22 protein-coding genes and 1 pseudogene are annotated in these 18,579 nt (G+C 60.9%); 9 read left to right on the top strand and 14 right to left on the bottom strand.

Annotated features, from left to right (window positions below):
• Window positions 1-33: 33 nt before the first annotated feature.
• Window positions 34-1,248 (bottom strand): argininosuccinate synthase, encoded by a 1,215-nt coding sequence (locus CO657_RS11695; RefSeq protein ID WP_054183431.1) that lies wholly within the window; start codon window positions 1,246-1,248, stop codon window positions 34-36.
• A gap of 124 nt (window positions 1,249-1,372) precedes the next feature.
• Between CO657_RS11695 and CO657_RS11685 the strand changes: the two genes are divergently transcribed.
• Complete coding sequence (locus CO657_RS11685; RefSeq protein WP_003593806.1) at window positions 1,373-1,840, top strand: Lrp/AsnC family transcriptional regulator; 468 nt, start codon at window positions 1,373-1,375, stop codon at window positions 1,838-1,840.
• A 22-nt stretch (window positions 1,841-1,862) separates the two neighbouring features.
• Here CO657_RS11685 and CO657_RS11680 read toward each other — a convergent pair whose 3' ends face one another.
• Window positions 1,863-2,168: a hypothetical protein gene (locus CO657_RS11680; protein ID WP_128715545.1), complete on the bottom strand. Its 306-nt coding sequence runs from the start codon at window positions 2,166-2,168 to the stop codon at window positions 1,863-1,865.
• 126 nt (window positions 2,169-2,294) lie between these two features.
• On the opposite strand from CO657_RS11680, the gene CO657_RS11675 reads away from it, so the two are divergent.
• A complete protein-coding gene (locus tag CO657_RS11675) occupies window positions 2,295-2,789 on the top strand; it encodes a hypothetical protein (protein ID WP_054183485.1) in 495 nt (164 codons plus the stop codon).
• A 276-nt stretch (window positions 2,790-3,065) separates the two neighbouring features.
• Here the strand turns inward: CO657_RS11675 and CO657_RS11670 are convergent, their stop codons facing one another.
• Window positions 3,066-3,638: a DEAD/DEAH box helicase family protein gene (locus tag CO657_RS11670; RefSeq protein WP_054183432.1), complete on the bottom strand. Its 573-nt coding sequence runs from the start codon at window positions 3,636-3,638 to the stop codon at window positions 3,066-3,068.
• A 78-nt stretch (window positions 3,639-3,716) separates the two neighbouring features.
• Window positions 3,717-4,529 carry a hypothetical protein gene (locus CO657_RS11665; protein ID WP_054183433.1) on the bottom strand — a complete coding sequence of 271 codons (813 nt, stop codon included), beginning with the start codon at window positions 4,527-4,529 and terminating at the stop codon, window positions 3,717-3,719.
• 143 nt (window positions 4,530-4,672) lie between these two features.
• Between CO657_RS11665 and CO657_RS11660 the strand changes: the two genes are divergently transcribed.
• Window positions 4,673-5,548 (top strand): bifunctional helix-turn-helix transcriptional regulator/GNAT family N-acetyltransferase, encoded by an 876-nt coding sequence (locus tag CO657_RS11660; RefSeq protein ID WP_054183434.1) that lies wholly within the window; start codon window positions 4,673-4,675, stop codon window positions 5,546-5,548.
• A 56-nt stretch (window positions 5,549-5,604) separates the two neighbouring features.
• Here the strand turns inward: CO657_RS11660 and CO657_RS11655 are convergent, their stop codons facing one another.
• Complete coding sequence (locus CO657_RS11655; protein ID WP_012558049.1) at window positions 5,605-5,808, bottom strand: hypothetical protein; 204 nt, start codon at window positions 5,806-5,808, stop codon at window positions 5,605-5,607.
• A gap of 223 nt (window positions 5,809-6,031) precedes the next feature.
• A complete protein-coding gene (locus CO657_RS11650) occupies window positions 6,032-6,673 on the bottom strand; it encodes a dihydrofolate reductase family protein (RefSeq protein ID WP_054183435.1) in 642 nt (213 codons plus the stop codon).
• A 91-nt stretch (window positions 6,674-6,764) separates the two neighbouring features.
• Between CO657_RS11650 and CO657_RS11645 the strand changes: the two genes are divergently transcribed.
• Window positions 6,765-7,286: a winged helix-turn-helix transcriptional regulator gene (locus CO657_RS11645; protein WP_054183436.1), complete on the top strand. Its 522-nt coding sequence runs from the start codon at window positions 6,765-6,767 to the stop codon at window positions 7,284-7,286.
• A gap of 25 nt (window positions 7,287-7,311) precedes the next feature.
• Here CO657_RS11645 and CO657_RS11640 read toward each other — a convergent pair whose 3' ends face one another.
• The 3 genes from CO657_RS11640 to CO657_RS11630 are packed head-to-tail and all read right to left on the bottom strand — an operon-like array spanning window position 7,312 to window position 9,916.
• Window positions 7,312-8,160, bottom strand: a complete 849-nt coding sequence (locus CO657_RS11640) for an ABC transporter permease (RefSeq protein WP_183690984.1) — start codon at window positions 8,158-8,160, stop codon at window positions 7,312-7,314.
• Entirely contained in the window at window positions 8,118-8,918 is an 801-nt protein-coding gene (locus CO657_RS11635; RefSeq protein ID WP_054183438.1) for an ABC transporter permease, read from the bottom strand. The genes CO657_RS11640 and CO657_RS11635 overlap by 43 nt, the downstream gene beginning before the upstream one ends.
• Window positions 8,915-9,916 carry an ABC transporter ATP-binding protein gene (locus tag CO657_RS11630; protein ID WP_054183439.1) on the bottom strand — a complete coding sequence of 334 codons (1,002 nt, stop codon included), beginning with the start codon at window positions 9,914-9,916 and terminating at the stop codon, window positions 8,915-8,917. The genes CO657_RS11635 and CO657_RS11630 overlap by 4 nt, the downstream gene beginning before the upstream one ends.
• Window positions 9,917-10,120: 204 nt before the next feature.
• Here CO657_RS11630 and CO657_RS11625 point away from each other — a divergent pair, with 204 nt between their 5' ends.
• From CO657_RS11625 to CO657_RS11610, 4 genes are all read left to right on the top strand, one after another.
• Window positions 10,121-10,678, top strand: coding sequence for an NADPH-dependent FMN reductase (locus CO657_RS11625; RefSeq protein WP_054183486.1), 558 nt, complete (start codon window positions 10,121-10,123; stop codon window positions 10,676-10,678).
• A 263-nt stretch (window positions 10,679-10,941) separates the two neighbouring features.
• Window positions 10,942-11,613 carry a response regulator transcription factor gene (locus tag CO657_RS11620; protein WP_054183440.1) on the top strand — a complete coding sequence of 224 codons (672 nt, stop codon included), beginning with the start codon at window positions 10,942-10,944 and terminating at the stop codon, window positions 11,611-11,613.
• Window positions 11,613-12,965: a sensor histidine kinase gene (locus tag CO657_RS11615; RefSeq protein WP_054183441.1), complete on the top strand. Its 1,353-nt coding sequence runs from the start codon at window positions 11,613-11,615 to the stop codon at window positions 12,963-12,965. The genes CO657_RS11620 and CO657_RS11615 overlap by 1 nt, the downstream gene beginning before the upstream one ends.
• Before the next feature lie 106 nt (window positions 12,966-13,071).
• Window positions 13,072-13,941, top strand: a complete 870-nt coding sequence (locus CO657_RS11610; RefSeq protein WP_054183442.1) for a DUF3313 domain-containing protein — start codon at window positions 13,072-13,074, stop codon at window positions 13,939-13,941.
• A gap of 101 nt (window positions 13,942-14,042) precedes the next feature.
• Here CO657_RS11610 and CO657_RS11605 read toward each other — a convergent pair.
• The 5 genes and pseudogenes from CO657_RS11605 to CO657_RS11585 form a co-directional block, all read right to left on the bottom strand.
• A pseudogene (locus tag CO657_RS11605) lies at window positions 14,043-14,632 on the bottom strand (GNAT family N-acetyltransferase).
• Window positions 14,633-14,837: 205 nt separating this feature from the next.
• The gene (locus tag CO657_RS11600) at window positions 14,838-15,335 is read right to left on the bottom strand and encodes a BA14K family protein (RefSeq protein ID WP_054183443.1); all 498 of its coding nucleotides are present in this window, start codon (window positions 15,333-15,335) and stop codon (window positions 14,838-14,840) included.
• A 186-nt stretch (window positions 15,336-15,521) separates the two neighbouring features.
• Window positions 15,522-15,737 (bottom strand): hypothetical protein, encoded by a 216-nt coding sequence (locus tag CO657_RS11595; RefSeq protein ID WP_054183444.1) that lies wholly within the window; start codon window positions 15,735-15,737, stop codon window positions 15,522-15,524.
• Between the two features lie 197 nt (window positions 15,738-15,934).
• Window positions 15,935-16,168 carry a hypothetical protein gene (locus tag CO657_RS11590; protein ID WP_425349937.1) on the bottom strand — a complete coding sequence of 78 codons (234 nt, stop codon included), beginning with the start codon at window positions 16,166-16,168 and terminating at the stop codon, window positions 15,935-15,937.
• A gap of 114 nt (window positions 16,169-16,282) precedes the next feature.
• The gene (locus CO657_RS11585; protein ID WP_054183445.1) at window positions 16,283-17,119 is read right to left on the bottom strand and encodes an alpha/beta fold hydrolase; all 837 of its coding nucleotides are present in this window, start codon (window positions 17,117-17,119) and stop codon (window positions 16,283-16,285) included.
• 489 nt (window positions 17,120-17,608) lie between these two features.
• On the opposite strand from CO657_RS11585, the gene CO657_RS11580 reads away from it, so the two are divergent.
• On the top strand, window positions 17,609-18,568 hold the full coding sequence (locus tag CO657_RS11580) for a S1C family serine protease (RefSeq protein ID WP_054183446.1): 960 nt from the start codon (window positions 17,609-17,611) through the stop codon (window positions 18,566-18,568).
• The last annotated feature ends 11 nt before the right edge of the window (window positions 18,569-18,579 follow it).

The raw sequence follows: 18,579 nt of genomic DNA, 5'->3' as shown, positions 1-18,579 counted from the left end.
CGTGGCTGCCAACGCGCCGACGCAAGGCAGGGCTCATCTGCCGTTACGGGCTGCCCAGCTCCTGAGCCGCAATCCGTTGAGTTTGATGAAGCCTTCGGCGTCGTGATGGTCATAGGCGATGGCGCTTTCCTCGAAGGTGACGAGGTCGGCGGAATAGAGTGAGCAGGGCGAGGTGCGGGAGATGACCGTAGCGCTTCCCTTATAGAGCCGTACCGTCACTTCGCCGCTGACGAAGTCCTGGCTCCGGTCGATCAGAGCCTGCAGCATGTCCCGCTCGGGAGAGAACCAGAAGCCGTTGTAGATCAGCTCGGCGTATCGGGGCATGATCTCATCCTTCAGATGTGCGGCGGCACGATCGAGCGTGATCGATTCAATGCCGCGATGCGCCGCAAGCAGGATCGTGCCTCCCGGCGTCTCGTAGACGCCTCGCGACTTCATGCCGATGAAGCGGTTTTCGACGAGATCGAGCCGCCCGACGCCGTGCCGGCCGCCGAAGCTGTTGAGCTCGGTGAGCAAGGCAGCGGGTGTCATGGCCTGCCCGTTCACGGCTACGGGGTCGCCGTTTTCGAAGCCGATGGTCACGGTCTCGGGGGTATCGGGCGCATCGACGGGGTCGACCGTGCGCTGATAGATGTATTCGGGCGCAACCTCGGCCGGATCTTCGAGGATTTTGCCTTCGGTGGACGTGTGCAGCAGGTTGGCGTCCATCGAGAAGGGCGCTTCACCGCGCTTGTCCTTCGGCACCGGGATGCGATGCATCGCGGCATATTCCAGAAGCTGCATGCGGGAGCGGATGTTCCATTGGCGCCAGGGAGCAATGACCTTAATCGACGGATCGAGCGCATTGACGGCAAGTTCGAACCGGACCTGGTCATTGCCCTTGCCCGTCGAGCCGTGGGCAACGGCATCAGCACCGACTTGCCGGGCTATGGCGACCAGATGCCTGGCAATCAGCGGCCGAGCGATCGAGCTGCCGAGCAGATACTGCCCCTCATAAAGCGTGTTGGCGCGCAGCATCGGAAAGACGAAGTCGCGAACGAATTCCTCCCTGAGATCGACGATACGGATGTCCTTGACCCCCAACATTGCCGCCTTCGCCCGCGCCGGCTCAAGCTCCTCGCCCTGCCCGAGATCGGCGGTGAAGGTCACGACCTCGCATCCGTAGGTCTCCTGCAGCCATTTGAGGATGATCGAGGTATCCAAGCCGCCGGAATAAGCGAGCACGATTTTATCTATCTGTCTTGCCATCAGCCGTCTCCACATCAATGCTTGCAACGATAGGCTACGTATTGCGCAATGAGCTGGCGAAAAATCCTCGAAATTGCGATCGTTTGGCATATGATGCCACTATAGAAGAGGCTTGAGCTATAAAATGCCGGTAATCCTCGACGCGATCGATCGCCATATCCTGCGCGTGCTTCAGCGCGACGGGCGCATTTCGAATGTCGAACTGGCAAAGGAGGTGGGGCTGTCGCCTTCGCCGTGCCTGCGCCGCGTGCGGCTGCTCGAGGAGGCGGGGATCATCGATCGCTATGTTGCGGTGCTGGACCCGGCAAAGGTCGGGGCGGGGCTGACGGTTTTTGCCCGCGTATGGTTCAAGACCCAGGATGCCGAGGTGACGCTGCGCTTCGGCGAAGCTGTCAAGCGGTTTCCCGAGGTGATGGAATGCTACCTGACGACAGGAGAATGTGATGCCGTGCTGCGGATCGTCACCGCCGATCTTCACAGCTATTGGCGTTTCCAGGCCGACCACCTGACCCGCATTCAGAGCGTGCTCAGCGTCAAGACCGATGTGCCGATGGAAACGCTGAAGCGAAGCTACGAGCTGCCATTGCGATAGGCGCGCGTGGCGCATCACACGCTCATCTACAACTTCCCATCGACTGGGAGGCCTGGCTGCGCAGCGCCGATGTCCGGGATGTCGATCCGACGAGCGGGCTGACCTTCGATTCAGCAAAATTCGCTGTCGAATCCGCGATGCGGGTGAGGGCGCGATGCTCGGGCGCATGATGCTTGTAGCAGCCGACCTTGCGGCGGGACGGCTGGTCAGGCCTTCCAAACAGGCGCTCAAATCCTTTCGCGGTAATTCCTGGTCTATCCGCCGCGGGGTGATCAAGCAGCGCAAAATCAGGGCATTTCGGGATTAACTGCTTACCGAGATTGGTCATTCCGGGAAGGTAGAATGATCTGTTTATGGGGAAACCGCGAATCTACTTAAATTGACCCAAGTCATTAACAGGTTGTGGAACACTCTCCGTTATTCACTGTGCGTTGTGTTTTTGCGCGAGTTGTCGATGAGCAAGATTGCCGAAAGAAGGCTGCGAGTTAAGCCGTCGCAACGGCGTCCCCAGCATTCCATTACATTGATACTAGCTATAATGGGGTTTGTGGCCTCTTGTTCAAATGCGGATGAAAGCGCAATCGCAGATAAGTTTGTGGTCAGCGAGCTTCATTTCCTTGGTACTTTCTGCGAGGGTCCTTATTTTGCGGTGCGCGATGGCAATTACATTTCTTTTGACGGCACAGAGTACAAAACGCTTCTTAGAAACATTACGATAACGGCTGCAGGACCGGACCGCCTCTCCATTTCCTCCGAGGTCGGCTCGGGCAACTTTATAGTAACTTACCTGCTCAAGCACGATAGCACCGTCGCGATCATTGAAAGCGTAAGAATGGAGCCGGAACCAACTCCAGAGCAATGGGCCACTGGGAGCGGCATTGAGTTCAGAGACGCTATTGAACGAATGAAGAAAATTGACCCGTTGGTCCTATGCACGGCAACGACATGAGTATCGCAAACGGTTCGTTCGCAACGTTGTGAACGCTAGGGTGCGGGCGCTGATTTGGCGCGAAGCCTTTGGGGAAACCCTGGCAATTATCACAACGCGTGAAGCTAATACGCGAGGCTGACATTGGAATTCCTGACGGCGAAGGAGGTCTTTTCCGTCCGCAGCCGCGGCTGCTTCCAGCGTGCATCCGCGGCGGCTCCTGGGGATTTGAAGCAGCGCACGTTCAGGCAAGACAGATTCCTTACCGGCTGGGCGGCTTGGCTGCAAAGACCGACGTTAGAAATTGCCTACGACGTTCAACACATGATTTCGAATGGCGGCAGCACTTTCCTGCGGTGAAGCGAAAGTGACATCCAGGATAAGGGTATTTTGATGCTGAGGATCGAGAACGCAGGCTCGTCGGCTGCGTTCTCTCGAGGTTTCTACATCTATCGATTTTAGATGGACGCGGCGTTCGGGAGTGGAAATCCGGCGTGCCAACTCGTCCTCATCGCAGAGCAACCGGATGGGCACAAGTAAGGCCTGGCGCTGTTGAGCTGCGGCAGCAATTTGCTGAAAGGTGCGCATGCTTCGCGGATCGCCTTCAATCCCGGCATGCGTGAAGATGAAATTGGCCGAGGGCGCGCTATAGGCTACGATCGCATCCAGGACGGCTTGCCGAACTCTGCCGGTATATTCCCATATTCCTTCCGGAAGGGGAGATTTCCCGTCGTCATCCAAGAGGCGCAGTATCGGGTTATTGAGCCAGTGATTGTCGATAATCTTTGCGGGGAAAAGCGGACTTAATTCTTTGGCGATCGCCAGTTTCCCGACGCCTGGAAAACCGATCAGCAGAATGAAGATATTCATGCGGAGCAACCTCCTCGCTCTCGTCCGACATAGTCCGCGCTGCGCAATAGCGTTTTTCGCAATCCTTGCAGCTTGCGCTCACTCGACCTGGATATGGATATGGTCGTCGTGGCGGGCGGCGCGGCAGCCTTGGAAGCGGACGTGGCTGTCGGTGATGCCAAGCGCGTTCTTCAAATGCGGCTCGATGAAGATTTTCTGCAGGCGGAAGCGTGCCACGCCTTCGCTGGTCAGCCAGGCGACCGCGGCCGATGTGCGCTGCTCCTCGATGCCATAGGCCGGAAACAATGGCTGCAGCGCGTCGAAATCCCAACGAGTGGTCAGCCAGTCGTGGCGGCCTTCGCATGGCAGTTCGTCGCCCGGTGCCGGCTCTTCGAAGGCGAAATAGCCGATCGGGGAGCGGGTAGCGCCATTCAGGAAGGCGCCGTCGGCATTCTTGTAATAATAGGCGAAGTCGAGCTTTTTCCCGTCAGCATGCGACAGATGCGGAAGCAGCGGAAAGCCGTTCACGAAGGGGAAGTTCGCATCCAGCGCCACGGTGACGGTTCCGGGAAATTCCGCGGCCATGTGGGCGGCAAGCGCCTTCGCGAGATCGCGCAGCTCAGGCGTGACGTAATTGCGGTTCAGCAGGCAATAGATCGGGGAGCGGACCACCAGTCTGTCTGTAGCGCCCGATATGCAGGAGAGGGGAACGCGCCCGAACATCGGGGCTGCGAGGCCCGCTGCAAACGACGCACCGGCATAAAAAACCAGGAAGATGGCGAGCTTCACCAGTAGGCGGCGGATGCCCCAGGCGCGGGACGCGGCGAGGGCAATGAGATAGGCGAGGCCGCCGATCTGCGTCAGCAGCGTCAGAATGACAACGATCAGGACGTGGAGGACAAAACGGAACACGGGAGAGGCCTTGCGCGACGTTGTCATCCCATAGGCGAGGCGATGATGATCGGCAAGGTGGCTGCAAGCCTCCGACCGGCCATATGCCTGCTTTTAAGTGCTCTGAATTGACAGAGATAATTATCTGACTTAAGTCAGGTAATATGACCTGTGATCCAATCGCTCGCGTTCGTCGCTTCAACCGTGCCGTCACATCCGAAGTCGGCGCTCTCGACAGCTCGTTCCTCGGACGCGGACGGCCGCTGGGGGCTGCGCGGGTGCTCAATTCGATCGGCCGGGGACAATCGGATGTTGCGGTGATCCGCGATTGTCTGGGCCTCGACTCGGGCTTGATGAGCCGTCTGCTGCGCAGCCTGGAAGAGGAGGGTCTCATCGAGACGGTGCCGAACGCCGAGGATGCACGTCGCCGCATCGTCAGATTGACCGAAAACGGCCGGTCCGAGTTTCAGGCCTATGAAGCGCTTTCCAATGCGCAGGCGGAAGGATTTCTGGCGCGCCATCGCCGCCCGGAAGAACTTCTGCGCGCCATGGATATGATTGCTTCCTCGCTGAAGCGCGACCAGATTGTGATCGAGGAGACGGACCCTCGGCACGAGGATGCCCGCTATTGCCTGAGTGAATATTACGGTGAACTCGCACGCCGCTTCGAGAAGGGTTTCGATGTGTCGCTGTCCCGCGATCCCGATGCCAAGGATATGATCCGTCCGCGCGGTGCGTTTCTGGTGGCCATGTCCGATGGCCTGCCGATCGGCTGCGTCGGATTGAAGGGCGGTGGCGGCGAGGTCGCGGAGATCAAGAGATTATGGGTCGCCCCATCCGCGCGTGGCTTGGGGCTTGCAACACGCCTGATGACGGCCGTTGAGACCATCGCCGGCGAACTGTCCGTCAAGCTCCTGCGCCTGGATACGAACAGCGCGCTTTCCGAGGCGCAACAGCTTTATCGCGGAAGCGGCTGGGTCGAGATCGACCGTTTCAATGACGACCCATATCCCGACACGTTCTTTGAAAAACGCCTTTAAGCGTTGCGAAGCAGCGGCGCGGCTGATGCGTGGCGGCGAGGGATTTCGGTCGGGGTCTACTGGTAGTCCAGCTGCTTCGACAGCTCGGCTAAAAGCCTGTCGCGGTCAGTGTTCAACTGGACGAGATCGACGGCAATGGTGATGGCGCGGCGCCCTTCACTGCTGTCGATATCGAGCTTTCTCTCGCAGCACCATCGCCGAACGGCGTCGGTGACGATTGTTATTTCATCGTCGTTGAGTGAGATGAGCGATAGGAGCATCGTCGTGCCATCCGAAAAGCTCAAAAGCGCCTATGGTCTCAAGCGGTCGTGCCGACGCCGCTGTGCCAATGGCGCTTAGTTTACGCGTATTCCCCAACAACTCCACAGCTATTTTGGCACTGTTTGGCGCCGATCCTGTTGCGCGTGCTTCCCATCCTCGCCAGTGCATGCCGCGGGAAGCCTGCGGCATGCACTGGCGGAAAGGATGCCGATCGGTTGCCCGCTATTTTGCCAATACGATATGTGTGGCGTGTTCAGTGGCGACATGCTCGGCGACACGGAAGCCGAGGGCGGGCAGGTCGATGCCGGTGAACATCGCTTCTCCCTTGCCGAGCACGACGGGCGAGATGGCGAAATGCACTTCGTCGATCAGGCCGGCCTGCAGATATTGGCGGACGGTGCTGACCCCGCCGCCGACTTTCACGTCCTTGCCGCCGGCCGCAGCCTTCGCCTTTTCAAGTGCATCTTCGATGCCGCCGGGGATGAAGTGAAAGGTCGTGCCGCCCTCCATGACGAGGGGGTCGCGCGGATAGTGCGTCAGGATAAAGGTCGGCGCGTGATAGGGCGGGTTCGGCCCCCACCAGCCCTTCCAGCTCTCATCCGGCCAATCGCCGCGAATGGGGCCGAACATGTTGCGCCCGAGAATGAAGGCGCCGAAATTCGCCATGCCGCGCGCGGCATAATCCTCGTCAATCCCTTGCGAACCGTCGTCCTTTCCCCGCATCGCGCGGAACGTGCGGGTATGGAAAAACCATTGAAACATCTCGGCTCCGCGTTTGCCGAGCGGATCTTGCATGCTTTGTTCCGGACCCGCACCGAAACCATCTATGGACAGGGAAAACCCTGCGACACGCACCTTCGACATGCTCTCCTCCATCTGATTGCTATTTGAAACCGGTTGCGTTGTCGCATAAGTGCTCCTATATTGCAACCAGTTTTTTCAAGGAGTGCATGTCGTGGATATCGAACTGCGGTCGGGCTGCCCGATCAACCTGACGATGGAGGTGCTGGGCGACAGGTGGAGCCTCATCATCATCCGGGACATCATGTTTGGCAACCGTCGCCATTTCCGCGATCTCCTGACCCATTCCGAGGAGGGGATCGCCTCCAACATTCTGGCAGCCAGGTTGAAGCGCCTGCTTTCGCTCGGGTTCATCAGCAGGCGGGACGATCCGAGCCACAGCCAGAAGGCAATCTATAGCCTCGAGGAGCCGGCCATCCAGCTTGTTCCCGTCTTCGCCATGATCGGCGCCTGGGGACGGCGCCATCTGCCTGTCAGCGAGGAGTTGAGCATCCGCGCGCAGCTTCTCGAAGAAGGCGGGCCGGCGCTCTGGGACGAATTCATGGAGGATCTCCGGCAAATCCATATCGTCGACCCGATCGGCGGAGCCAATGGCACGCGCACGTCGACCGTGCTGGCCAAGCTGACGGCGGCGTTCCTCGAGGTCCGCGCGAAATCGTCGGCGCCGGCATCCTGATATAGAGGGAAGTCACCCGGCCCGATCAGCCGCCGGCACCCTGGTATTTCCCGGTGGCGTAGCGCCAGTACGCGATTGCGATCAGCACCCAGACCGGGCCGGCCGCCAGGGCCGCGGGGGCGGCCCAGTCCCCGAGGATCGGGACGGGTTTGCCGAGCAGGGCGGCGACGGGAACCGAACTGGTCAGCGCCAGCGGAACAGCGGTGAGGAGGGTGATCTGGATGCTGCCGGGAAAAATGTTGAGCGGGTAGCGCGTCAATTCCCAAAAGCCGAAGAAGATCGAGAACAAGTGATTGGAGCGCACCCAGATCAGTGCCGTGGCGCCGATCATCGTGATCAACGAGGCGGTCAGCAACGCCGCGCTGATGAGCGTGGCAATGAGGAATGACACCGACCAGACCGACCAGCCGAAGTCGACGGATATGACGGCCCAGCCCATCAGCGCCACCGCGAGGATGACGTGACCGGTATAGCTGATATTGAGGCCGGAAAAGATCAGATAGGCCCAGGGACTGAATGGCTTGACCAACAGCGTATCAAAGGTGCCAAGCCTCACCAGTTCTTCCAGGTCGCGCAGTTGCACGAAGCTCATTGCTGCACCGAGAGAATAGGCGAGCAGCTGGAAGCTGAACAACAGCGCCAACTCCGGCCAGGTCCAGCCGCCGAGCGTATCGAATCGCGCAAGCAGGATGCCGATGGTGGCGAAGACGCTGCCGTAAGAGAGGATCTGTGCAAGACGATCGAGCCAGAAGGCGCCGCGATATTCCATCTGCGAGCGGACATACATGCGCACCAGCAGCGGAATGACGCGGAGGTGATGAAGGAGCACAATCAGCCTCCCTGCACGGTGATACGGGTGGAGGCTGAGCGCCATAGCCAAAGGACGCCGAAGAGGAACAATCCGGCCCAGGCGAGGCCGAGGCCGAGATGAAACCAGATGTCGGCAGCCGAAAGCCGGCCGAGATAGACGGCATTGGGATAATAGACCACCCAGGCAAAGGGCAGGTGGCGGGCGATCGTCGCCAGCGGCTCGGGGAAGAACCAGAAGGGCACCAGCAGGCCGGAGAACAATTGAAGCAGGGCGCCGAGGATCCAGTCGAGCGAGAAGCTCGTCATCAGCCAGAAGGCGATAAGGCCGAAGAGCGCCGACATCAGGAATAGGAGCGTAAAGGAAAGTGCCCAGAAGGCGATGAACATCAGGGCATGGAACAGGCTCGCCGGCGGCAGCATGCCATAAAATAACGCGGTGAAGGTGATGGTTGGGATGACCTGCGTCATCAGCCGATAGAAAAAGCTGCCGCATTCGTTGGCGAAGAGATAGAGCGGATAGGATAGCGGCTTCAGCAACCAGACAGCGATATCGCCTGTCTTGAGCGACCGGCCGATCTCGCCGATGATCCTTTCAGGCCGGGTGGCGCCCATCACCGCGCCGCCGAGCAGCGCGTAAGTCACCATCTGCTGTAGCGAGACCCCTTCGACCGCGATTGCACCGACGCCGGCATAGGCGGCCTGCCAGATCGCAACCCGTGCGACGACTTGCACCAGTTTGCCAAAGATGTTGGCCCAGACCTCGTTGCGATAGGCAAGCTGGGAATGGAAGGAACTCCGGGTAAAAGCGAGATAAGCGCTCATGACGCCCGCGCCCTGGCGTTACGCCCCTGGTAAAAGCTGCGGATGACTTCTTCGATATCGGGCTCGTGCAAAGCCACATCCTTGAGGTCGCGGTCGCTTCCTACTTCCGACAGGATCCTGACCAGCGAAACGTCTTCGCGTTCGATCAGATAATTCTTGCGCAGGCCCTCATCGCTGACGAGCGTAGCCGTGCTGAGCGGCAGCGGTCCTGGATCGCTGGCAAATTCGAGTGTCAGCCGCCGGGCCGAACCCAAGGCTGCGCGCAGGCTCCTCAATTCGCCGTCGAAGATCAGCCTCGAGTGATCGACCATGATCAGCCGCGGGCAGATGGTCTCGATGTCCTGCAGGTCGTGGGTGGTGAGGATGATGGTAACGCCGCGCTCGCGGTTGATCTCAGCAAGAAACCGCCGCACCGCATCCTTGGCGACCACATCCAGCCCGATGGTCGGTTCGTCCAGAAAGAGGATTTTCGGATCGTGCAGCAGCGACATGACGATCTCGGCCCGCATGCGCTGGCCGAGGCTGAGTTGGCGCACCGCGCGGTCGAGAAAGGGCGTGAGGTCGAGCAGTTCGCTGAAGCGGCGGAGATTATCCGCATAGCGGGCGAGGGGGATGTCGTAGATGCGCTGGTGCAAGGTAAAACTGTCGACCAGCGGCAGGTCCCACCACAGCTGGCTGCGCTGGCCGAAGACGACGCCGATCTCGCGCGCATTGTCCATGCGGCTCAGATGCGGCGTGCGGCCGAGCACCGAGAGCGTGCCGGCGCTCGGCACCAGGATGCCGGTCATCATCTTGATCATCGTGGATTTGCCGGCGCCGTTGGGGCCGAGATACCCCACCGCTTCGCCGGCCGCGACGTCGAAATCGATGTCGGAAACGGCCAGAACTTCGGTATATTCGCTCGTCACCAGCGTCTTCAGGGCGCCCAGAAAACCCGGAAATCTCTTATGCTGCCGGAAGCGTTTGCTGACGCCCCGTGCCTCGATCAAAGCCGTCATCTCTATTTCCCGCCGATTCGGCAGCTGTCCGGATTGGAACTCAAGCTAACGCCGGGCTCGGCCAGTGCAAGCAAAAGTCGCTTTTGCCTGTCCCCTCAATCGCGCAATTCGAGGTGCTGCAGCGCCGCCTGCCGATCCGAAAAGACGCGCGGCGCCACAGCCTTTTGCGTTGACAGCCACGATCAATCGATCGCTGTTAGGCTCATGAAGATTCTCGCAATATCCGGCAGCGCTCGGCGCAATTCCACCAATACGGCCATGTTGCGGGCTGTCAGCGCCGTTGCACCAAGTGATATCGACATTGCGATCTTCGATGGCGTGGGAGCTTTGCCGGTGTTTTCGCCCGACCTCGAGGGGGCAGCTCTGCCAGCGGCCGTGCGGGATTTTATCGCAGCGATCGCCCGGAGCGACGGGGTGATCATCGCCAGCCCGGAATATGTGCGATCCATCCCCGGCGGCCTGAAGAATGCGATCGACTGGCTGGTGTCAGGCGAGAAGATCGTCCACAAGCCCATTGCGCTGCTGCACGCATCGCATCGGGGCGATGACATGCTGGCGGGCCTGCGCACGATCCTTGCGACCATTACCGATCGGTTCGCAGCGGATATCTTCCTCCGGCTTCCCTTGATGAAGCTGGAACCGGCCGAGGTGTTTCGGGCCGTCGAGACGGCGGAGAACCGTTCCAGAGTGCAGGCCTATCTTCAGGCCTTCTCGGCCTATTGCGAGGCAGCCGGCCAGGCCGTCATCGGACCTCCATCATGAGGCCGCTTTCGAACGCCGCTTTTCCGTGAAGCGATTGCAGTATTGCGAGCGGGGCTGCGAGCAGCGCCGCGACGATGAAGGCGGAAAGGACGTGTCTCGTGAGGAGACGAAGGATAGGTCGGATCATCTCGATCTCCAGGCGCCGCGGATATCCTCTGTGCTGGACCTCGACAATTGCGGCAGCATGACCGGCGCCTTGCAAGCTCCGCAATGCTGCCGCAACCCTTGTGGCGGAGAAGGGAAAGGCAAGAGAACAGGCGGCGATGCGGATATTGTTGATAGAAGACGAGAGGGAGCTGGCCGAGGCGCTGTCGGCAGCGCTCGGCAAACATGGGATCGTCGCCGACCACACGATGCATCTGGCCGATGCCGTCGAGCTGACGCGGCAGAACCTCTACGACGCGATCCTGCTCGACCGGCGCCTGCCTGACGGAGAGGGGCTGAGCTTCATTCCGGAGCTGAGGCGGACCGGAAAACACACGCCGATTATCGTGCTGACGGCGCGCAACGAGCCGAAGGAGCGGGTCGAAGGCCTCGACCTCGGCGCCGACGACTATCTTGGCAAGCCGTTTCTGGTCGACGAGCTGATGGCGCGGCTGCGGGCCGTGCTGCGGCGGGCGCCGGATCTTGCCGAATTGCAGATTGCCGCCGGGCGGATGGTGATCGATCCGCTGCACCTCAGCGTCACGGTGGGCACGGTGCCGCTCGATCTGCCGCGACGCGAACTTCTGGTATTGGCGGCCCTTGCCAGGCGGAAGGAGAAGACCGTGCTCCGCTCGACGCTGGAGGCAGCGGTTTATAATTATGAGGAGGAAATCCAGTCGAATGCGCTCGACGCGCATATTTCGCGGCTGCGCAAGCGGCTGATCGATGCCGGCGCCGGCGTCTCGATCCATAATATCCGCGGGGTCGGCTATCTCATGAAGGAAGAATGATGGCCAAGGCGCATGACGCCAATCCGTCGCTTTGGTGGCGGCTCAGCTGGCAGCTCAGCATTGTCTTCGTCGCTGTGGTGGCGGCTGTCATCGTCGGTCTCTGCGTTTATGGGGCGATGATCCTCTCGCCGAACGTCGCCACTGAGGACAGGCTGACCGCGGCGCTCGATGAGGCGCTGACCTGCGATGCGCAAGGCAGGCTCATCATTGCCGACAGCCCGCGCCTTCGCGCCTTCAAGGCCGAGAGCGGCAGGCTCTGGTTCGTCGTGGCGACGCCGGAGGGGCAGACGGTTTCCTATGGCGCCGTGCCGGAGGCCTATCAAGCGCTCGGCCCCTATGTGCATCTGATCAAGGAGGCCCATATACGCGGTGCCGCATCTGTCGGCGAGAGCGCCTCGATCGACAGTGTCGAGACCGGGATCGGGCCATTTCGCGTTATGTACGGCGGCAACCCGAGCCGGAGCGCCACCTTCCTGACCATGCTCACAGAGACCTATCCGATCTATGTGCCGCTTCTGGCGATCGCCCTGCCGGCGGTGTTTTTTGCGGTCCCGAGGATCGTCGGGCGGGCGCTCGCGGGGATCAGCGAGGTGGCGCGTGAGGCGGCGGCCATCGAGCCGCGCCGGCAGGGCGCGCGCCTTCCCGTGAGTGGCATTCCCCGGGAAGTGTCGCCGCTGGTAACCGCCTTCAACGGCGCGCTGGAACGGCTGGAGAATGAATTCCGCAAACGCCAGCGCTTCCTGATCGATGCGGCCCATGAGCTGCGCACCCCGATCGCCATCATGCAGACGCGTATCGACGGCATGCCCGACGGCCGGGAGCGGCAGCGGCTGCTCGACGACGTGGCGCGGCTGGCCGAGGCGGCCGAACAGCTGCTCGATTTCGAGCGAAACGACCAGGCGGCCGATCTCGACGAAACGGTCGATCTCGTCGGCATCGCCCGTACCGTCGTGGCAGACCTCGCGCCGCTGGCAATTGCGGGCGGTTACCAGATCTGCTTTCAAAGCGATGCGGAGAGCCTTGAACGCCGCGGCAGCCCTTCCGCCTTGCCTCGCGCGGTCAGCAACCTGGTGCGCAACGCCATCGATCATGGCGGCAACAGGGGCATGATCACGGTCTCTGTCTCGCGCTCGGCTTCCGGCGGCGGCAGGATCAGCGTCGCCGACGAAGGGCCGGGCATTCCGGCCGAACATCGCGAACTGGTGTTCGAGCCCTTCTATCGCGTCACTCCCAGAAGCAAGGGCGCCGGTCTCGGCCTCAGCCTCGTCAAGCAGGTCGCCGCAAACCATGGCGGCGAAGTCGGCATCGAAAGCAGTGCTGCCGGGACGTGGGTGACGATCGAACTCGGATAGGTCAAGCCTTGCCAAGTCGGCACGTTCGCTGCGAAAGGCTGTAATGCTGCGGCAATTCTTGGCCGCTAATTTCGCCTGAGATCATCGGCGACGGAGGCCAGACAGCGTGCGCAGCAATCCATTTCCATCTTCCTCCCCACGGGCGACGAGGGGTTTGTTTCTCGCCTTGTCGCTGACGCTCTCCATCGCAGCGGCAGGGTGCAGCTCGGTGCCCCTAAAGGAGGCCGGCACGCTTTCCTCCTACGGCAATCTCGGCGCGCCCAAGGGGAAGCTGTCGAAATCACGGGTCTATGTCGATGGGACGCGCCTTATCTCGGCAAAGACGGTGAGCATCCTGCCGACGACCTTCGCGTTCAGCGCCGCGACCCGTGTTAAATCGCATGCCGACCGTGTGATGGTGGCGAATGCGCTGGACCGGGCGCTGTGCATTTCGCTCAGCGACAAATATCAGCTGGTCTCTTCAGGCCAGCCGGCGGAGCTGACGATCCGCTCCGTCGTTACCGACATCGTGCCGACCAATAAGGCGATGGCTGGTGTTTCCACCGTCGTCACCGTTGGCACCGGTTTCGTCCTGCCGGTCGGCGTGCCGCGGCTGCCGGCCGGCCTCGGCGGACTGGCGGTCGAGGCGGAGGCCGTCGACAGCGGTGGTGTGCAGCGGGCAGCGATCGTCTGGTCGCGCGGGGCAAACTCGCTGCAGAACACGCCCCGCGTTTCCGAAGTCGGCGACGCCTATAGCCTGGCGTCGAAATTCAGCAGCGAGTTTTCCCGCATGCTGATCAAAGGCAGGGAACCGAAGGGACTGGATATCTCGCTGCCATCGGGGCAGCGGATGAAATCCTGGCTCGGCGGAAAACCGAAATACGCCGCCTGCGACGCCTTCGGGCGATCGCCCGGACTGATAGGGGCGGTGGCCGCCAAATACGGCGCGCCGCCGCAATGGACCGAGAAGAAGCCGAAACCGGCGGCGACTTACTGAAAAAATGCGCATTCAGTCCTGCCCCAGGCTGACGGGACGGACGGAGCAAAAGCGGGCAAGGTTTGTGTTCCGTCCGTCTGAAATCCGTCCCGCGTTTCACGTTAGATGGTGGCTCTGGCCTTCAGCCGGAAGTAGAGTTTGATCTGATCGGGCCTGTCGGAGGGATGCGGGCCGCGCATAAACAATTCGCCGCCATTGCGCTCGATCACGCGCCGCGACGCATGATTGTCCTCGTTGCAGAGGATGACGAGGCGGTGGAGACCTTCCTTCGCCGCGACCAGCATCAGTAGTTTCAGGGCGGTGGTCGCGTGGCCGTTGCGCTGTTTCCACGGCACGACGGAGTATCCCACATGGCCCGAAACTTCGGACGGCAATTCCTCAGTGCCGGCTTGAAAACGCAGGCTGATGCTGCCGCAGAATTCGCCGTCCATATCCAGAACAGACGAGTGACCACCTGCGGCGATCCGATCCCGCTACGCCGTCGGTCAGCAGCAATGAGGCCGTCGAGGAACCCCGATCTGTGCTGGCGTAGCCGCTGGAGTTCGCCCAAAATATAGGCGTGGTCGCCGGCGCGGCGCGGATCGGGAGACCAGCCGGCGGCGAGTGCTGCTTCGAAGCACGACAGGTTTTCAAGATCCGGCGCAAGCAGGACGACGCGACCGGTGGACTTCACTTTATCTCCAGACGTCATGGATCACCCGCGCAATATCAGGCGGCGGCGCAATTAAGAGGTTCGATCCGCGCGGCTCAGAAGCTGGAAGACAAGCACGACTGGGCGCCGTTGGGAAGCGAGTTGTTTTGGAGCGCGAGCGTCACTGATGGCGCAGGCGTCGCCAGCGCACGATCAAAAAAGCCCCGCATCTTCATGCGAGGCTTGCTGCTGAGGGTAGACGGGCTTAGCGGCACTGGCGGCGCGGGCCGTAATTAGGCTGATAGGTATTGTCGTAGGCGCGATAGGACCGGTAGCGGCTGTAGCAATAATCGGCATGCGAGCTGTAGCCGGGTGAAGAATAAGCGCGGGGCTGCGAGGCGATGATGCCGCCGATGAGGGCGCCGGTAGCCAGCCCGCCGATGATGGCGCCGCTATTGTCGTGGTGACGATACCGGCGATCGTAGCGGCGATCCCAGCCGTAGCGGTCGTCGCGATAGTGGCGGTCGCGATCGTAATGGCGATCGCGATAATAGCTGCGGTTATTGTTGTATCTGCGAGTGTCGCCGTAGCGCGAGCAGACGATGGAGTATGGATTGCAGCCGACGGTGATGATCTGGGCATCGGTACTACCTGACCCCGGAGCCGATTGCATGGTGTTCGGCACGAAGACCGGGCCTGCCGAAGCCGGCATTCCGGAGAAGGCCGTCGCTATCGACAGAGCAATGATGGCGAATCTGTTCATTTCACTCACCTTGGGTAAACGGATGTATCGACGGCATAACGCGGCGGAAGGCAATTGGTTCATTTTGGGATGTGAGGTGTGACCTATGTGCGTATCTGCTAACGTAACGGGCAGCTTAGCCACCGGTGGAGCGTGTCCTGCCGGAGACCGAAGGATGCCGTTCGAGCGTGCGTCGGAAGTGCGTTATCAGGTTCGCTTCCCGCCGGCCAGCAATCGAAGCTGGTTCTCGTCATGCACACCTTGCCGGTAAAGCTCGATGATAAGAGCGCCGAGGCGGTCGGCTTGCTCGCCTGATCTGTCGATCTGGAGCTCGCTACACAGCGCTTCATGGACCCGCCTACACACATCGAGGTCTTCGGATACGAGCGGTTCGTCACGCGTGCTGAACAGCTTGTCTGACATCGCAATCTACCCTCTTTCGATGCCGTGAATCGCTAACGGTGAAAAAAAGATAATTTCGCGATCCTTGCTCTGCAAGATGGGCGAACGTCCGATATTCAAAAGAATTCGGGGAGCGCCCACTCGGAAGGATACTGGCGAGGCAACGTGAGATGGGATGATAGCGATGAGCGTTTCGGCCTGACAGGCTGCGTGGAAATCTACTTGGCTGCGGGGTCCTTGCCGTCTTGCTTCGACAGGCGCAGTTCTTTCAGCCGCTTGGTTTTCTCCCGGCGGGCCCGCTGTTCAGCCTCGATGGTTTCCTTGGCAGCTCGCTCGGTGTTCTCGAACCGATCCTGCCGGTAAGCCTTTGATGAGGGTTCACGTTCTCTTGTCATGGCCGCTAAACGCAAATCGGCGAAAACGGTTTCATGAGAAAATGCGTCACCGGCTATCAATCGATCAGTCTATCCCGACGGTGGCCGTTTGTTGCAGCCGGCAGATGATAATTTCGCCGCGCTGGTATGCCGGCTGCCGGGCGCCTGATCGGCGCCCGGCGGATTGGTCGGTCAGCCCTTGATGAAGGCAAGGATGTCGGGATTGATGATGTCGGCATGGGTGGTGCACATGCCGTGCGGAAATTTCTCGTAGACCTTCAGCGTGGCGTTTTGCAGCAGCTTCGACGAGAGCAAAGCGGAGTCGGCGATCGGCACGATCTGATCATCGTCGCCGTGCATGACGAAGGTCGGCACGGTGATGATCTTCAAGTCTTCGGTGAAATCGGTTTCCGAAAAGGCCTTGATGCCGTCGTAGTGCGCCTTGGCGCCGCCGATCATGCCCTGGCGCCACCAATTGTTGATAACCGGTTCCGACACCTTCGCGCCCGGCCGGTTGAAGCTGTAGAACGGGCCGGCCGGTAGGTCACGGTAGAACTGTGCGCGATTGGCGGCGAGCTGCCGGCGCAGGTCATCGAACACCTCGATCGGCAGGCCGCCGGGATTGGCATCGGTTTTCACCATGATCGGCGGCACGGCGCCGATAATAACGAGCTTGGCGACGCGGCCCTGGGATTGGCCATGACGGGCGACGTAATGGGTCGCTTCGCCGCCACCGGTGGAGTGGCCGACATGGACGGTGTTCCTGAGATCGAGATGCTCGACGACGGCTGCGGCATCGGCGGCGTAATGATCCATGTCGTGACCTTCGCCGACCTGGGTCGAGCGGCCGTGGCCGCGCCGGTCATGGGCGACGACCCGGTAGCCCTTCTCGAGAAAGTAAAGCATCTGGGCGTCCCAGTCGTCGGAGCAGAGTGGCCAGCCGTGATGGAACATGATCGGCTGAGCGGCCTTCGGCCCCCAATCCTTGTAGAAGATCTCGACGCCGTCCTTGGTGGTGACTTTGCTCATGTCGTAGCTCCTTGGTAGGTGGGGTTGATGCGGTCGGAAATTTGCGCCGTTGCCGGCAGAATTGGCAAGACGACGAGCGCTGCCGCGCCGAGGCTTGGGCAAGAGGGTTGAGCCGAAGGCAATACCGGCTCGATGTTGTTATTGAATGCCTGTTTCTATTCTATTGATATGACCGAAGTTTGTATGGTCCGATGCATTGTCGCCGTAACAGGCTGGTCATAGCGTATCGAGGGCAGCGGATTGCACGGGCGAACATCTGAAGTGAGCCAGTTTTTTGCCGTTCGTTCAAGATATCTGTCCGGGTAGTTCGATATAGCTGTCCGCCTAGTTATGCTCGCGTGCTGCCGCGATTGCCGGAGCTACCCTCGCTCACTTGAACCGCGTTCGAGGCCCAACCATCTAATACTCAACAACAGTATGATGGCGAACCGTCGCAACCAAGACTGCTTGGGCCGCGGACGACGGCTATTCCCGCCTGAGGATCAAATCATGGGTTACATGGACAAGGCGATAGCGCCTCAAAATGACGGGGCGCTGATCGATGCCTATTCACAATCGATCGCTGCAGCAGTCGACACGGTCGGGCCGGCCGTCAGCCGGATCGAGAGGGTTGGTGGCCGGCAGGGGCATGGTTCGGGCTTCGCCGTGTCGCCCGACGGCCTGATCATCACCAACAGTCATGTCGTCGACGACGCCAAAGTCGTCCGCATTACCACGCCCGACGGCTTCGTTACGGAAGGCCGGGTGTTGGGTCGCGATGTCGATACCGATATCGCCCTCATTCGCGCCAATACAAGCACCGGCGCCTGGGCGCGGCTCGGAGATTCCCAGCGGTTGCGCCGAGGCCATATCGCCATCGCAATCGGAAACCCGCTCGGTTTCGAATGGACGGTTACTGCCGGCATCGTCTCGGCGCTCGGCCGGTCGATGCGGGCAGCCAGCGGCCGCCTGATGGAGGATGTCATCCAGACCGATGCGGCGCTCAATCCCGGCAACTCAGGCGGGCCGCTGGTGTCTTCCAGCGGCGAGGTCATCGGCGTCAATACCGCGGTCATCCAAGGCGCGCAGAGCATCGCTTTTGCCGTAGCGTCGAATACCGCCAATTTCGTCGTTTCGGAAATACTCCGCTACGGCCAGGTCAGGCGCGCCTTCATCGGTATCGCAGGCGATACGATCGTGCTGCCGCGCCGGGTAGCACTTGCGGCGGGCACGCTGCAGACGACCTCCGTTCGCATCCGCCGCGTCGAGCCGGAAGGGCCGGCGGCAAAGGGCGGGCTGCAGGAGGGCGATTACATCCTCGCCATCGACGGCAGTCCGGTCGGCGGTGTCGACGATATCGTCAGGCTGATGGATGGCAGCAGGATCGACCGGGATACCGAGATACTGGTGTTCTCGGTGGCGGGTCGGATCGAAAAGAAGACCTTGCTGCCGATGGCGCGGACGTCCTGAAAAGACGTCAG

Origin of the sequence: Rhizobium acidisoli (genome assembly GCF_002531755.2) — a bacterium.
Classification (GTDB): Bacteria; Pseudomonadota; Alphaproteobacteria; order Rhizobiales; family Rhizobiaceae; genus Rhizobium; species Rhizobium acidisoli.
Note: the sequence above shows the minus strand (reverse complement) of the source record. Positions and strands in the feature narration are given on the sequence as shown.